The 15,077-nt window shown below is 73.9% G+C and carries 14 protein-coding genes; 12 read left to right on the top strand and 2 right to left on the bottom strand.

From position 1 onward, the window contains the following. Positions 1-6 precede the first annotated feature (6 nt). Together ppdK and IQ210_RS13825 are read right to left on the bottom strand one after the other, a co-directional pair. Positions 7-2,694, bottom strand: coding sequence for a pyruvate, phosphate dikinase (gene ppdK, locus IQ210_RS13830; protein ID WP_194079538.1), 2,688 nt, complete (start codon positions 2,692-2,694; stop codon positions 7-9). A 9-nt stretch (positions 2,695-2,703) separates the two neighbouring features. Further along, positions 2,704-3,603: a universal stress protein gene (locus tag IQ210_RS13825; RefSeq protein ID WP_194079267.1), complete on the bottom strand. Its 900-nt coding sequence runs from the start codon at positions 3,601-3,603 to the stop codon at positions 2,704-2,706. Between the two features lie 163 nt (positions 3,604-3,766). Between IQ210_RS13825 and IQ210_RS13820 the strand changes: the two genes are divergently transcribed. From IQ210_RS13820 to hypE, 12 genes are all read left to right on the top strand, one after another. Beyond that, positions 3,767-4,633 carry a universal stress protein gene (locus IQ210_RS13820; protein ID WP_194079265.1) on the top strand — a complete coding sequence of 289 codons (867 nt, stop codon included), beginning with the start codon at positions 3,767-3,769 and terminating at the stop codon, positions 4,631-4,633. A gap of 31 nt (positions 4,634-4,664) precedes the next feature. Next, positions 4,665-5,144, top strand: coding sequence for a hydrogenase maturation protease (locus tag IQ210_RS13815; RefSeq protein WP_194079263.1), 480 nt, complete (start codon positions 4,665-4,667; stop codon positions 5,142-5,144). Then, positions 5,141-7,432: a carbamoyltransferase HypF gene (gene hypF, locus IQ210_RS13810; protein WP_194079262.1), complete on the top strand. Its 2,292-nt coding sequence runs from the start codon at positions 5,141-5,143 to the stop codon at positions 7,430-7,432. The genes IQ210_RS13815 and hypF overlap by 4 nt, the downstream gene beginning before the upstream one ends. 6 nt (positions 7,433-7,438) lie before the next feature. Continuing rightward, a complete protein-coding gene (locus IQ210_RS13805; protein ID WP_194079260.1) occupies positions 7,439-7,696 on the top strand; it encodes a HypC/HybG/HupF family hydrogenase formation chaperone in 258 nt (85 codons plus the stop codon). Positions 7,697-7,814: 118 nt separating this feature from the next. Next, the gene (locus tag IQ210_RS13800; protein WP_194079258.1) at positions 7,815-8,948 is read left to right on the top strand and encodes a 4Fe-4S dicluster domain-containing protein; all 1,134 of its coding nucleotides are present in this window, start codon (positions 7,815-7,817) and stop codon (positions 8,946-8,948) included. Beyond that, positions 8,948-9,412, top strand: a complete 465-nt coding sequence (locus IQ210_RS13795; protein ID WP_194079256.1) for a cyclic nucleotide-binding domain-containing protein — start codon at positions 8,948-8,950, stop codon at positions 9,410-9,412. The genes IQ210_RS13800 and IQ210_RS13795 overlap by 1 nt, the downstream gene beginning before the upstream one ends. After that, on the top strand, positions 9,409-10,215 hold the full coding sequence (locus IQ210_RS13790; protein ID WP_194079255.1) for an FAD/NAD(P)-binding protein: 807 nt from the start codon (positions 9,409-9,411) through the stop codon (positions 10,213-10,215). Before IQ210_RS13795 ends, IQ210_RS13790 begins: the two co-directional genes overlap by 4 nt. Then, on the top strand, positions 10,215-10,967 hold the full coding sequence (locus IQ210_RS13785; protein WP_194079253.1) for an NADH-quinone oxidoreductase subunit B family protein: 753 nt from the start codon (positions 10,215-10,217) through the stop codon (positions 10,965-10,967). Before IQ210_RS13790 ends, IQ210_RS13785 begins: the two co-directional genes overlap by 1 nt. Beyond that, positions 10,964-12,325: a Ni/Fe hydrogenase subunit alpha gene (locus tag IQ210_RS13780; protein ID WP_194079252.1), complete on the top strand. Its 1,362-nt coding sequence runs from the start codon at positions 10,964-10,966 to the stop codon at positions 12,323-12,325. Before IQ210_RS13785 ends, IQ210_RS13780 begins: the two co-directional genes overlap by 4 nt. Continuing rightward, the gene (locus IQ210_RS13775; RefSeq protein ID WP_194079250.1) at positions 12,318-12,944 is read left to right on the top strand and encodes a CBS domain-containing protein; all 627 of its coding nucleotides are present in this window, start codon (positions 12,318-12,320) and stop codon (positions 12,942-12,944) included. The genes IQ210_RS13780 and IQ210_RS13775 overlap by 8 nt, the downstream gene beginning before the upstream one ends. Beyond that, entirely contained in the window at positions 12,941-14,038 is a 1,098-nt protein-coding gene (hypD, locus tag IQ210_RS13770) for a hydrogenase formation protein HypD (protein WP_194079246.1), read from the top strand. Before IQ210_RS13775 ends, hypD begins: the two co-directional genes overlap by 4 nt. Further along, complete coding sequence (gene hypE / locus IQ210_RS13765) at positions 14,035-15,069, top strand: hydrogenase expression/formation protein HypE (RefSeq protein ID WP_194079245.1); 1,035 nt, start codon at positions 14,035-14,037, stop codon at positions 15,067-15,069. The genes hypD and hypE overlap by 4 nt, the downstream gene beginning before the upstream one ends. The last annotated feature ends 8 nt before the right edge of the window (positions 15,070-15,077 follow it).

Raw genomic sequence — 15,077 nt, 5'->3', positions numbered from 1 at the left:
GGGACATCACCTGCTGTCGCTGTTCCCGGCTCGGTCCGCCAAGGCCGCCCGGCCCGCCTCCAGCCGGGCCGCGGGGATGCGGAACGGCGAGCAGGAGACGTAGTCCAGGCCCGTCCGGTGGAAGAAGTGGATCGAGTCCGGGTCGCCGCCGTGCTCGCCGCACACGCCTGTCTCCAGGCGAGGGTTAACGGTACGGCCGGCCTGCGCGGCCAGCTCCACCAGGCGGCCGACGCCCTCCTGGTCGATCGTCTCGAACGGCGACGTCGCGAACACGCCCTTGTTCAGGTAGAGCGGGAAGAACGAGGCCTCGGCGTCGTCGCGGGACAGGCCCCAGGTCGTCTGGGTGAGGTCGTTGGTGCCGAAGGAGAAGAAGTCGGCGGCCTCGGCGATGCGTCCGGCGGTGAGGGCGGCGCGTGGCAGCTCGATCATCGTGCCGATGGGCAGGTCGAGCGGGGTGCCGGTCTCCGCCGCGACCTCGGCGAGGACGCGTTCCGTCTCCGCCCTGGCCAGGCGCAGTTCCTCGACCGTGGCGACGAGCGGGATCATGATCTCGGCGCGCGGGTCGCCGCCGTCGCGCAGGCGCCGGATCACGGCCTCCGCCACGGCCCGCACCTGCATGGCCATCAGGCCGGGCACGGCGAGACCGAGGCGGACACCGCGCAGGCCCAGCATGGGGTTCTGCTCGTGCATGCGCTCGACGGCGTGCAGCAGGGCCCGCTCGTGCGGGTCCGGGTTCGCGCGGGAGGCGATGCGGACGGCGAGTTCGGTGCGGTCGGGCAGGAACTCGTGCAGCGGCGGGTCGAGCAGCCGGATCGTCACCGGCAGGCCGTCCATGGCCTTGAGGATGCCGGTGAAGTCCTCGCGCTGCAGCGGCAGCAGGGCGGCCAGGGCCTTCTCCCGTGCCGTGTCGTCGCGGGCCAGGATCATCGCCTCGACCAGGCTGCGGCGTTCGCCGAGGAACATGTGCTCGGTGCGGCACAGGCCGATGCCCTGGGCGCCGAGGGCGCGGGCGCGGGCGGCGTCCTGCGGGGTGTCGGCGTTGGCCCGTACTTCGAGGCGGCGTACGGAGTCGGCGTGGGCGAGGGCGCCCAGCACGGCCCGGGTCAGGGACCCGGTGACGGTGCCGTTCTCCAGAGCGCGGCCGACCTCGGACGCGGTGAGCCGCAGCGCGCCCTGGTGGACGGTGCCGGCGGTGCCATCGACGGAGACGATGTCGCCCTCGCGGACGACGACTCCGTCGGCGGTGGTGAACCGGCGGGCGACCGGATCGACGGCGAGGCCGTCCGCGCCGCACACGCAGACCTTGCCCATGCCGCGGGCCACCACGGCCGCGTGGCTGGTCTTGCCGCCCCGGCTGGTCAGGACCGCCTCCGCGGCGATCATGCCGGGCAGGTCGTCGGGGGTGGTCTCGCGGCGGACCAGGACCGTCTTTTCTCCGGTGGCGGCCCGTCGTACGGCCTCGGCGGAGTCGAAGACCACGGCGCCGACCGCCGCCCCCGGTGAGGCGGGCACGCCGTGGGCGATGGGCACGTCGGCGTCGGTGGTGGCGAAGCGGGGGAACATCAGCCGGGTCAGTGCGGTGCCGTCGACGCGGACCAGGGCCTCGTCGGCGCTGATGGTGCCGTCAGCGCGCAGGTCGTGGGCGATGCGGAAGGCGGCCTCGGCGGTGCGCTTGCCGACGCGGGTCTGAAGGATCCACAGCTTGCCGCGTTCGACGGTGAACTCCACGTCGCACAGGTCGCGGTAGTGGTCCTCCAGCGTGTGCAGGTGGTCGCGGAGTTCGACGTAGGAGCGCGGGTCGATCGACTTCAGCGAGCTGAGCGGCAGGGCGTCGCGGACGCCCGCGACGACGTCCTCGCCCTGGGCGTCGGGCAGGTAGTCGCCGTACATGCCGCGCCGGCCGGTGGCGGGGTCGCGGGTGAAGGTGACGCCGGTGCCGGAGTCGGGGCCGAGGTTGCCGAAGACCATCGCCTGGACGTTGACGGCGGTGCCGAGGTTCTCGGGGATGTGCTCGCGGCGGCGGTAGACGCGGGCGCGTTCGCCGTTCCAGGAGTCGAAGACCGCGCGGATGGCGCGGGCGAGCTGGTCGGCGGGTTCCTGCGGGAAGTCCTCGCCCGTCTCGCGGCGGATGACGTCCTTGAACTCCTCGGTGAGCGCGACGAGTTCACCGGTGTCGAGATCGTGGTCGTCCGTGGTGCCGCGCCGGGCCTTGTGGGCGGCGATGGCCTCCTCGAACAGGCCGCCGTCCACGCCCATCACGGTGCGGCCGAACATCTGGATGAGCCTGCGGTAGGAGTCCCAGGCGAACCTCTCCTGCCCCGACGCCTTGGCGAGTCCGATGACGGACCGGTCGTTGAGGCCGATGTCGAGGATGGTCTCCATCATGCCGGGCATGGAGAAGCGGGCGCCCGAACGCACGGACACCAGCAGGGGGTCGTCGGGGGCGCCGAGGGTGCGGCCCATGGCGCGTTCCAGGGCGGCGAGGGCGGTGGCGGCCTCGACCGCGAGCTCGGGCGGCTCCTCACCGGTGGCCAGGTAGACCTTGCAGGCCTCGGTGGTCACGGTGAACCCGGGCGGCACGGGCAGCCCGAGCCGCGTCATCTCGGCGAGCCCGGCTCCTTTGCCGCCGAGCAGGTCGGCCAGGTCGCGACTGCCCTCGGCGAATGCGTAGACGTACTTGACCGGCGCGTTCATCATGGCCTCTCAGTCGTGCGGTACGACGGCCACGGGGCAGCCGACGTGATGGATGGCGGCATGGGCGACGGGACCGGTGCGCGGGCCCGCCGGGCGGTCGGTGTCGCGGCGGCCCACGACGAGCAGGCTCGCCCCGGACGCGGCGCGGACCAGCACGGACTGGGCGCGGCCCTCGGTGACGGTCTCGACGACCTCGACCTCGGGGTGTTTCTCCCGCCACACCTGCAGCACGGCGGTCATGAAGCCGAGCCATTCGTCCGCGCGCCGCGGTTCCTGCACCAGGCCGATGTCCCCGGGGCCGAGCGCGATCGCGGAGGGCTGCTGCCAGGCGTGCACGACACGCAGCCGGGCGTGGCGCAGCCGGGCGGCCTCGAAGGCGAACTCGATCACCTCGTCGCACGGGTCGTTGAGGTCGAGGGCGAGGACCACGTCCCGGTAGGGAGTGCGTGTGGAGTCATGGCCGTCGGCGGCCGGGACGTGCTCGTCCGTCGCCGTCTCCTCCGCGCGGACGAGGACGACGGGCCGGGCGGCCCTGGCCACCACGCCGAGCGCGACGGAGCCGACCACGAACCCGGTGAAGCCGCTCAGGCCGCGCGAGCCCAGGACCAGCAGGTCGGCCCGGTCGGCCGCGCGCAGCAGTGCGGCGGTCGCCGGCCCCTCGACCTGTTCCTCCTCGACACGGACGCCGGGACAGGTGCTCTGGAGGCGTTCCTCGGCCTGGCGCAGACAGCGCCGGGCGAGGTGCCGCTGGGCGGCGGTGGCGGGTTCGCCGTTCTGACGGGGGTGCCAGCTCATGGCGTGCAGCAGTGTCAGCGGCCGGTCTCGCCGTGCCGCCTCCCGGGCGGCCCATTCGGCCGCGGCGAGGCTCTCGGCGGATCCGTCGACGGCGGCTATGACGGGCAGAAGCATGACGCGCACCTCCGTGGGGTCGTCCGCTGCTCCCCTCCAGCGTCGTCCCGCGGGCTACCCGCAGGTATGGGCCCCAGGGGCCCGTTACGGGTCCGTTCGGCCCCTGCGCGGGACCTGGTCGTGCGGCCAGGGTGGAGGCCACGGCTCCGAAAGGCGGCACACCATGGGCCGAATGATCATCACGGGCGTCGACCGGTCCGCCCGCAGCCGGGCCGCGGCCGACTGGGCCGCGCGCGAGGCGCTGCTGCGCGGCCTGCCCCTGCACGTGGTCCATGTGAGCGCGCCGGACGACCCGGCCGCGGACGAGCGGCCCTACCGACCCGAGACGGTGGCGGACCGGGTGCTCGCCGAACTCGGCCGGCGGCACCCGGAGTTGACGGGCCGCGCCGACACCCTCAGTGGCACGGCCGCGCCCGTGCTGCGGGGTCTCGCGGAGGACGCCGAGCTGCTGGTGCTCGGACTGCGCGGCGAGGGCGGCCGGGCCGGCGTTGCCGTCGGTTCGACCGCTGCGGCGCTGGCCGTGGCCTGTCCCGGGCCGCTCGTTCTGGTGCCCGGCGCCCTCGCCGGCGCGGAGCCGCCGGGCCGGGCCGACGGGGTGACCCTCGGGATCGACGCCCGCGACCCGGTGGCCGCTGTGGTCGACCTGGCCTTCGAGGCGGCCCGGCTACGGGGCGAGCGGCTGCACGCCGTGCACGCCTGGACGTTTCCGCCGCAGGCGACATGCTCGCCGTTCCCGGTGCTGGAGGAGGACCGGGCGACCTGGGAGGACCAGGAGGTCCAGATGCTCTCCGACGCCCTGCGGCCCTGGCGCGGCAAGTATCCGCACGTCGACGTCCTGGAGGACGTGGTGCTGTTCACCCCGGCCGAGGCGCTCGCCCACACGGCCCGCAACTCGGGCCTGGTGGTGACCGGGCGTCGCTCGGGCGGCACGGCGCTCGCCCTGCTGGAGCACGCCCGCTGCCCGGTCGCCGTCGTGCCCTCGTGCGCCGTCCCGGTCGGCCCTCGCCCTTGGGCCCTTCGGCCCCTGTGAGCCGAGCCGGCCGCATCGCACCGTGAGAGACATGCAGAGTCGTGGTCGCATCGCCGTCATCGGCGTCGGGAACGAGTTCCGGCGCGACGACGGCGTGGGCTGGGCCGTGCTCGCACGGCTGCGCGAGCGGCCGTTGCCACCGGAGACGGACCTCGCCACCTGCGACGGCGACCCCGGTCGGCTGATCGGCCTGTGGGAGGGCGCCCGGCTCGCCGTCGTCGTCGACGCCGCCCACGCCCACCCCGGCACCCCGGGCCGCGTCCACCGCCTGGAACTCGACGCCGGTCTCCTCGACCGGCCGGCCACGACGAGCTCGCACGGGCTGGGCCTGGGCGAGGCGGTCGAACTCGCCCGCGTCCTGGGCCTGCTGCCCCGGCATCTGGTCGTCTACGCCGTCGAGGGCGCCGACAGCACCCTCGGCACCGGCCTCTCCCCCGCCGTCGCGGCAGCCGTCGCCCCCCTTGTCGAGGCGGTCGAGGGCGAGATCACGGCGGCGAGGTGGCCGGCATGACCGTGCGCCGCTTCCAGGTGGAAGGGATCGTGCAGGGCGTCGGCTTCCGCCCGTTCGTCTACCGCACGGCGGCCGCACTGGGCCTGGACGGCTGGGTGGCCAACGTCAACGGTCATGTGGAGGGCGAGGTCGCCGGACCGGCCCATGCCGTCGAGGAGTTCGCCGCCCGGCTGCGCACCGACGCCCCGGCCCTCGCCCGGGTGCGGCGCGTCCGGCTGACCGACGGTCCCGGCCGGCCGTCGTACCGGGACGGTTTCCGGGTACGGCACAGCGCGCCCGGTCCCACCGACACCACCCCGCGCGAGATCCCGCCCGACGCGGCGATCTGCGACGCCTGTCTGGCCGAGCTGCGCGACCCGCACGACCGGCGCCACCGCTACCCGTTCATCAACTGCACGGACTGCGGCCCGCGCGCCACGATCATCGAGGACCTGCCCTACGACCGGGTCCGCACGACCATGCGCCGTTTCCCCCTGTGCCCGGCGTGCGCTGCCGAGTACGCCGACCCCGGTGACCGGCGCTTCCACGCCGAGCCCGTCGCCTGCCCCGCCTGCGGTCCCCGGCCGGCCTGGAACGATCTGCGGGGCGAGCAGGCGCTGCGGGCGGCCGTGAAGACGGTCGACGAGGGCGGGATCGTCGCGGTCAAGGGGCTCGGCGGGTATCAGCTGGTGTGCGACGCGGGCGATGCGGCGGCGGTGGCGGAGCTGCGGCGGCGCAAGCGCCGTCCGGCGAAACCGTTCGCCGTGATGGTCGGCGACATCGATGCGGTGGTACGGCTGGCCCGGTGCGGGGCGGGTGAGCGGGCGGCCCTGACCTCCCCGGAGCGGCCCGTGGTGCTGCTGGCCCGGCGCCGCCACGGCGCGGCGGTGCCGCCGCTCGCCCACGAGGTCCATCCCGGGCTGCGCCAAGTGGGCCTCTTCCTGCCGACGACCGGTCTGCATCACCTCCTCCTCGACGACCTCGCCCGCCCGCTGGTCGTCACCAGCGGCAACCTCACCGACGAGCCGATCGCCGTCGACGACGCCGAGGCGGCACGGACACTGGCCTCGGTCGCGGACGGGTTCCTCACCCACGACCGGCCGATCCGCTCCCGCTACGACGACTCCGTGGTGCAGTTCACCGGCCGGACCCGGATCACGGTCCGCCGGGCACGCGGGCTGGCCCCCGCCCCGCTGCGACTCGCCGTGCGGGAGCCGGTGGCCGGCGTGGGCGCCCAGCTGAAGCACACGGTCACCCTGGCCGCCGACGGCCGCGCCCATCTCGGGCCGCACACCGGGGATCTGGCCGACCTGGCGACGTACGACGCGTTCATGGCGACGTACGACCAACTCAAGCGGCTCACCGGCATCGAGCCGCGCGTCCTGGCCCACGATCCGCACCCCGGCTACCTCTCCACGCAGTGGGCCGCGGCGCAGTCGCTGCGCCGGATTCCCGTACAGCACCACCACGCGCACGTGGCCGCGTGCGCGGCCGAGCACGGGGTGCGGGGGCCGTTCCTCGGCGTCGCCTACGACGGCCTCGGGCTCGGCGACGACGGCACCCTGTGGGGCGGCGAGATCCTCGTCGCCGATCTGAGCGGCTACCGCCGTGTGGGCAGGTTCGCGACCGCGCCCCTGCCCGGCGGCGACGCGGCGGTACGCCATCCCTCCCGCACCGCGCTCGGCCATCTGCTGGGCGGCGAGACGCTGGGCTTCCCGCACCCCTACCCGTGGCTCACCCGGCCGTTCACGGACCGGCTCGACCCGGTCGAGGTCGCCGCCGTGAGCGCGATGGTGGCACGGGACGTCAACTGCCCGCGGGCCTCCAGCGCGGGCCGGCTCTTCGACACGGTGGCCTCGCTGCTGGGGCTGTGCGACCGCGTGAGTTACGAGGGCGAGGCCGCCGTCCTGCTCGAAGCGGCGGCGGGCGGCACCCGCGCCGTGCCGCTGGGCCACCGCGTCGTGCGGGAGCGCGGCCTGTGGGTGTACGACCCCGCGCCGACCCTGGCCGACCTGCTGCGCAGGCAGCTCGACGGGGAGCCGGTGAGCGGGCTGGCCGCGGCCTTCCACACGACACTCGCCGCGGTCACCGGGAAGCTGGTGGCACGGGCCGTGGCCGAAGGCGCGCCGCGCACGGTCTGTCTGGGCGGCGGCTGCTTCGTCAACCGGCGGCTGCTCACCGAGGTCAAACGCCGGTTGCGCGCGCAGGGGCTGCGGGTGCTGGTCGGCGGTCAGGTCCCGGTCGGGGACGGTGGCATCAGCTACGGCCAGGCGGCGGTCGCGGCCGCGCGGCTGGCCGGGGAGAGGTGAGCGCTCATGTGCCTCGGCATTCCGGGCCGGGTGGTGGAGATCCATGACGACGCCGGGCTGCGCATGGGGACGGTCGACTTCGGGGGGATACGGCGCGAGGTCTGCCTGAGCTGCACGCCCGAGGCGGAGGTCGGCTCGTACGTGATCGTGCACGTCGGTTTCGCGATCACCCTCGTCGACGAGACGGAGGCCCGGCGGACGCTCGACGTACTGCGGGCGATGGCCGGAGCGGTGGAGGGGGAGCTGGGCGAGCCGCTGCCGTGAGAGGGGCGGGACCCGGTCGGCCCGTCAGGGGGGCCGGTCAGCCCCTGTCGCCGGGGGTCTGCAGGTCTGAACCTGACAGTGGACGAGCACGTCGGGCCCCTCTCACCCGGAGGATCGCATGAGCGTCACCGCAGCCCCTGCCATGATCGACCGAGCCGGTCTGGACGCGCTGGTCGCGGCACTGGTGGCGCAGGGACGGACCGTGATCGGGCCGACCGTGCGGGACGGTGCGATCGTGCTCGCGGAGCTGGACTCGGCGGAGGCGCTGCCCTTCGGCTGGGGCGTCGAACTGGACGCCGGGCGCTACCGGCTGGCACGCCGCGACGACGGAGCCGCCTTCGCGCACAGCGCGGGGCCGCAGTCCTGGAAGAACTTCCTGCACCCGGCGCGCGAGCGGCTGTGGAGCGCCGAGCGGACGCCGGAGGGGGACGTCTCCTTCACCGCCGCGGAGCCCGCCGTCCCGTCGTACGCCTTCCTCGGCGTCCGGCCCTGCGACCTGCGGGCCATCGCGATCCAGGACCGGGTGCTGACCGGCGGACGTCACACCGACAGCGGTTACGCCGGACGCCGTGAGCGGGCGCTGCTCATCGCGGTGGAGTGCACCGAGCCGGGCGCGACCTGCTTCTGCGTCTCCACCGGCGGCGGTCCCGCCGCCGACCCGGGGTACGACCTGGCGCTGACCGAGACCGACGGCCGGTTCCTGGTGCGGGTGGGCAGCGACGAGGGCGCCGCGCTGCTGGACCGGGTCCCGCACCGGGACGCCGGCCCGGACGCCGAGGAGACCGCCCGTGACGCCGTCGACGCGGCCCGCGAGCGCATGGGCCGTGCGCTGCCACCGGTCGACCTGCGGACGCTGATGGGCGCGAGCCTTGCCGCCGAGCGCTGGGACGACGTCGCCGCCCGCTGTCTGACCTGCGGCAACTGCACGATGGTGTGCCCCACCTGCTTCTGCACCACCACGGAGGAGGTCACCGACCTCACCGGGGATCACACCGAGCGGTGGCAGCGCTGGGACTCCTGCTTCGACCTGGACTTCTCGTACCTCCACGGCGGCCCGGTGCGCTCCTCGCCATACAGCCGTTACCGGCAGTGGCTGACCCACAAGCTCGGCACCTGGCACGACCAGTTCGGCACGTCCGGGTGCGTCGGCTGCGGGCGGTGCATCGCCTGGTGCCCGGCCGGCATCGACATCACGGAGGAGGTCGCCGCGCTCGACGCCGAGCGGACGGCCCGGGGAACGGAGACGGACTGATGCCTCCCTCGATCGCCTTGCGCATGAACCACGCGCTGCCCGCCGAGCACCGCGACCGGCTGCTGCGCGTCGCCCGCGAGGCCCACTTCCCGCAGGACACCCGCCTGTTCGAGGAGGGCGGCCACGCGGACCGCTTCTGGATCCTGCGGGACGGCACCGCCGCCCTCGACCTGCATGTGCCCGGCCGCCGCGCGCCGGTCGTCGAGACGCTCGGCGTCGGCGACCTGGTCGGCTGGTCGTGGTTGTACGAGCCGTACGTGTGGCAGCTGGGCGCCCGGACGGAGACCCCGGTGCGGGCCTTCGAGTTCGACGCCGTCGCCGTGCGGCTGATGTGTCTGAACGACCCGGAGTTCGGCCGGGCCGTGGAGCACTGGGTGGGCCGGGTGCTCGCCCACCGGCTCCAGGCGGCCCGGACCCGGCTGTTGGACCTGTACGGTCCCTACGGCAGCGGCGGTGTTCGATGACCGGCGTACCGGTGCCGTACCGTGTGGTCGCCCGCAGGCCGGAGACCGCGGACACGGTCACCCTGCGCCTGGAACCGGTCGGAGCAGCGCTGGAGGACTTCGCGCCGGGGCAGTTCGCGATGGTGCACTGCTTCGGGCGCGGCGAGATTCCCGTCTCCGTCAGCTCCGTGCAGGCCACCGGCGGGCTCGCGCACACGATCCGCGCGGTGGGGGCCGTCTCGGCGGGGCTCTGCGAGACGCAGGCCGGGGACGTGCTGGGTGTCCGGGGACCGTACGGCGTCGGCTGGGAGCCGGAGCGCGCTCGTGGGCGGGACGTCGTCGTGGTCGCGGGCGGCATCGGGCTGGCCCCGCTGAGGCCGTTGATCCTGAGGGTGCTCGCCGAACCGGTGACGTACGGGCGGGTCAACGTGCTGATCGGGGCGCGGACTCCGGCCGACCTCATGTCCCGCAAGGAGATCGAACGCTGGCCGGCCGCGTACACCGGCGTCACCGTGGACCGGCCCGACCAGGAGTGGCGCGGGGACGTCGGGCTGGTCACGACGCTGCTGGACCGTGCGGAGTTCACGCCCACGAACACCGTCGCCTTCGTCTGCGGGCCCGAGCCCATGATCCGGGCCACGGCCCGCGACCTCGCCTCCCGGGGCGTGCCCCGCGAGCGGATCCGGGTCTCCCTGGAGCGCAACATGCGGTGTGCGACCGGGCATTGCGGCCACTGTCAGCTCGGGCCGCTGCTGCTGTGCCAGGCGGGGCCGGTCGTGGACTGGGCCGACGCCGAACACCCGCTCTCGGTAAGGGAGTTGTGATGACACCGACCCTCGCCGTGTTCAAGCTGGCCTCCTGCGACGGCTGTCAGCTCACGCTGCTCGACTGCGAGGACGAACTCCTGGCGCTGGCGGGCGAGGTGGAGATCTCGCACTTCCTGGAGGCGTCCAGCTCGGTGACGGGCGGACCGTACGACCTGACGCTCGTCGAGGGCTCGGTGACCACGGCCGCGGACGCCGAGCGCGTGCGCGCGATCCGGGCGGCGTCGCGGCATCTGGTGACCATCGGGGCGTGCGCGACGGCCGGCGGCATCCAGGCCCTCAGGAACTTCGCGGACGTCGACGCCTACCGGCGCGTGGTGTACGCGCATCCCGAGTACATCGACACGCTCGCCACCTCCACCCCCGTGTCGGCCCATGTCGACGTCGATTTCGAGCTGCGCGGCTGCCCGATCGACAAACGGCAGCTCATCGAGGTCATCACCGCCTTCCTCGCCGGGCGCAAGCCGGACGTGCCGAACCACAGCGTCTGTTTCGAGTGCAAGCGGCGCGGCACGGTCTGCGTCACCGTCGCCCACGGCACCCCCTGCCTGGGACCGGTCACGCACGCCGGGTGCGGTGCGCTGTGTCCCGCGTACCAGCGGGGCTGCTTCGGCTGCTTCGGGCCCTCCGGTTCGGTGAACCTGCCCGCGCTGATCCCGGTCCTGCGCCGCGACGGCCTCGACGAGGACGCCGTGGGCCGGTTCCTGCACACCTTCAACACCGCCGCGTTCGAGGAGGAGTGGGCGCCGTGACGCACCGAGGATCCCGTGTACTGCACGTCGGCTCGCTGTCCCGGGTCGAGGGCGAGGGCGCGCTGCGCCTGCGGGTGCACGACGGGACGGTCACCGAGGCACGGCTGGAGATCTACGAACCGCCGCGGTTCTTCGAGGCGTTCCTGCGCGGCCGCGCGTACACCGAACCGCCCGACATCACCGCCCGGGTGTGCGGGATCTGCCCGGTGGCGTACCAGATGAGCGCCTGCGCGGCGATTGAGGACGCCTGCGGGGTGACCGTCGACCCGGTGATCCGCGAGCTGCGCCGGCTGCTGTACTGCGGCGAGTGGATCGAGAGCCAGGCCCTGCACATCTATCTGCTGCACGCCCCGGACTTCCTGGGCCGGGCGAGCGCGATCGACCTGGCCCGTACGCACCGGGCGGATGTCGAGCGGGGGCTGCGGCTGAAGAAGGCGGGCAACTCGCTGATGGAGCTGCTCGGCGGGCGCGCGGTGCACCCCGTGAACGTCCGCCTGGGCGGCTTCCACCGGGTGCCGACCCGGCAGGAACTCCGGCCGCTCCAGGAAGAGATGAAGCGGGCCCTCGACGACGCCTGGGACACCGTGCGCTGGGTGGCCGGCTTCGAGTTCCCGGACGCCCGCGTCGAGACCGACCTGCTGGCGCTGGCCGAGCCGGACACGTACGCCATCGAGAGCGGCACGCCGACCGTGCTGCGCACGGACGGCGTCGAAACCGCCTTTCCCGTACGGGACTTCACCGCGCACGTCACCGAGACCCACCTCCCGCACTCCACCGCACTGCACTCCCGGCTGGACGGGCGGCTCCATCTCACCGGCTCCCTGGCCCGGTTCGCGATCAGCGGGACGCGGCTGTCGCCGACGGCGCTGGAGGCGTCCGTGGCAGCCGGGCTGGGTGATCCGCGCGAGGGCGCGGTGTGCCTCAATCCGTTCCGGTCGATCCTGGTGCGGGCCGTGGAGACGCTCTACGCCGTCGACGAAGCCCTGCGGATCATCGGCTCGTACGAGCCGCCCGCCCGCCCGTACACGGAGGTGCCGCCGGTCGCGGGCGTCGGGCACGGCGCCACCGAGGCGCCTCGCGGGCTGCTCTACCACCGCTACGAGCTCGACGCCGACGGCCTGATCGCCGACGCGCTGCTGGTGCCGCCGACCGCGCAGAACCAGGGCGCGATCGAGGCCGACCTGCGCCGGATCGCCCAGCACGCCATCACCGAACAGGACGCGGACGACGCCGCGTTGACGCACTTGTGCGAGCGGGCGATCCGCAACCACGACCCGTGCATCTCGTGCTCCACCCATTTCCTCGACCTGACGGTCGTCAGGACCGCCGGAGACACAGCGGGAGGCTGCGATGTCTGAATCCCCCTACACCGTGAGCGATGTGATGACCCACACGGTCGTCGCCGTCGGACGCGACGCGTCCTTCAAGGAGATCGTCGGCCTGATCGACCAATGGAAGGTCAGCGCCCTGCCGGTCCTGGAAGGCGAGGGACGCGTCGTCGGCGTGGTCTCCGAGGCCGACCTGCTGGCCAAGGAGGGCGTCAAGGGCGGCAACGAGGAGGCCCTCGACCTCGCCGAGCGGGCCAAGGCCGAGGCGCTGACCGCCGGGGAGCTGATGAGCACCCCCGCGGTGACCGTGCACGCGGACGCCTCGGTCGCCGAGGCGGCGCGGATCATGGCCCGGCGGCGGGTGAAGCGGCTGCCGGTGGTGGACGCGATCGGCATGCTCCAAGGCGTGGTGAGCCGCAGCGACCTGCTGAAGGTGTTCCTGCGGCCCGACGAGGAGATCGCCGGCGAGATCGTCAGCTCCGTGCTGACGAAGCTGCCGGTCACCACTCCCCTGACGGTCACCGTCTCCGACGGCGTCGCCACCCTGGAGGGCTCCGCGGCCGAGCGCACCTACATGCCGATCGTGGCCCGGGCCGTACGGGCCGTCGAAGGAGTCGTCGACGTCCGGCTGGAGCTCACCCACCGATGAAGTACCTCGACGAGTACCGCGACCCGGTCCTCGCCCGGCGGCTGCTGGACGAGCTGCGGCGTACGGCCACCCGCCCCTGGCGGATCATGGAGGTGTGCGGCGGTCAGACCCACACGCTCGTCCGCCAGGGCATCGACGAGCTGCTGCCGGCCGGGATGCGGATGATCCACGGACCCGGCTGCCCGGTCTGCGTCACCCCGCTGGAGACCCTGGACCGGGCCATGGCCGTCGCCGCCCGGCCCGGTGTGATCCTCACCAGCTTCGGCGACATGCTGCGCGTGCCCGGCACCGACACCGACCTGCTGTCGCTGCGGGCGCGCGGAGCGGACGTACGGGTCGTGTACGCCCCGATGGACGCCGTACGGCTGGCCGCGGAGCATCCGGAGCGCGAGGTGGTGTTCCTGGCCGTGGGCTTCGAGACCACGGCCCCCGCCAACGCGACGGCCGTGCTGCACGCGGCCCGGCTCGGCCTCACCAACTTCTCGATGCTGGTCAGCCACGTGCTCGTACCGCCCGCCATGACCGCCCTGCTCGACGACCCCGAGTGCGAGGTGCAGGCGTTCCTCGCGGCCGGGCATGTGTGCGCGGTGATGGGCTGGCGGGAGTACGAGCCGATCGCCGCCCGGTACCGGGTGCCGATCGTGGTGACCGGGTTCGAGCCGCTGGACCTGCTGGAGGGCATCCTGATGGCCGTGCGGCAGCTGGAGTCCGGCCGGTTCGAGGTGGAGAACCAGTACGCGCGGGCCGTGCGGCGGGCCGGGAACACCGAGGCGCAGGACGCCGTGCGCGAGGTGTTCCGGGTGACCGACCGGGCCTGGCGCGGCATCGGGAAGCTGCCCGGCAGCGGGCTCGAACTCACCGAGGAGTACGCGCGGTTCGACGCGGCCCGCCGCTTCGACGTGGGCGGGCTCAGCCCGGTCGAGGACCCCGACTGCATCGCGGGCTCGATCCTCACCGGCGCCCGGCTGCCCACGGACTGCGCCGCTTACGGCACCCGCTGCACCCCCCGCCATCCCCTGGGCGCGCCCATGGTGTCGTCCGAGGGCACCTGTGCCGCCTTCCACGCGGCCGGACGTGTCAGGAGTACGTCATGACCATCGAGTGCCCCGCTCCCCGCCACGAGGACGAGGTCGTGCTGCTCGGCCACGGCGCCGGGGGACGGCTCACCGCGGAGCTGCTGGAACGGCTGATCCTGCCGTCCGTGGACACCGAGCCGGGTCCCCTGGAGGACGCGGCGCTGCTGCCCGGCTACCGCGAACTGGTCATCAGCACGGACAGCTTCGTCGTCAGTCCGCTGTTCTTCCCCGGCGGGGACATCGGCTCCCTCGCCGTGCACGGCACCGTCAACGACCTCGCGATGCGGGGCGCGTGGCCGATCGCGCTCTCCGTCTCCCTCATCGCCGAGGAGGGGCTGCCGCTGGCCGAACTGCGGGCCGTCATGGAGTCGTTGGGTAAGGCGGCGCAGGAGGCCGGGGTGCCGGTCGTCACCGGTGACACCAAAGTGGTCGGGCGGGGTGCGGCCGACCGGCTGTTCGTCAACACCACCGGCGTCGGGCAGCGGCACGGCTCGCTGCATCCCTCCGCGGCCCTCGCCCGGCCCGGCGACGCGGTGCTGCTGTCCGGGCCGATCGGGCTGCACGGCACGACCGTGCTGAGCACCCGGGAGGGCCTCGGCTTCGAGGGCGACATCGCCTCGGACAGCCGGCCCCTGCACCGCCTGGTCAGGGCGCTGACCCCGTACGGTCCGGACGTCCACGTCCTGCGCGACCCGACGCGGGGCGGCCTGGCCGCGGCCCTCAACGAGATCGCCCGCGACTCCGGCGTCGCCGTCGAGATCGAGGAGAGCGCGGTCCCGGTGCCTCAGGCCGTCGCCGCCGCCTGCGACCTGCTGGGCCTCGATCCGCTGATCGTCGCCAACGAGGGGTGCCTGGTCGCCTTCGTCGCCGCGGACGCGGCCGACGACGTCCTCGCCGCGATGCGGTCGTTGCCGGAGGGGGCGCGGGCGGTGCAGATCGGCGACGTGGCCGCGTCGGACGCGGACGGGCGGGTGACGCTGCGGACGCTGGTGGGGGCGCGGCGGATCGTGGAGATGCCGTTGGGCGAGCAGTTGCCACGGATCTGCTGAGCGGCTTG

It is taken from the genome of Streptomyces justiciae (assembly GCF_015163075.1).
GTDB classification, from domain to species: Bacteria; Actinomycetota; Actinomycetes; order Streptomycetales; family Streptomycetaceae; genus Streptomyces; species Streptomyces justiciae.
Note: the sequence above shows the minus strand (reverse complement) of the source record. Positions and strands in the feature narration are given on the sequence as shown.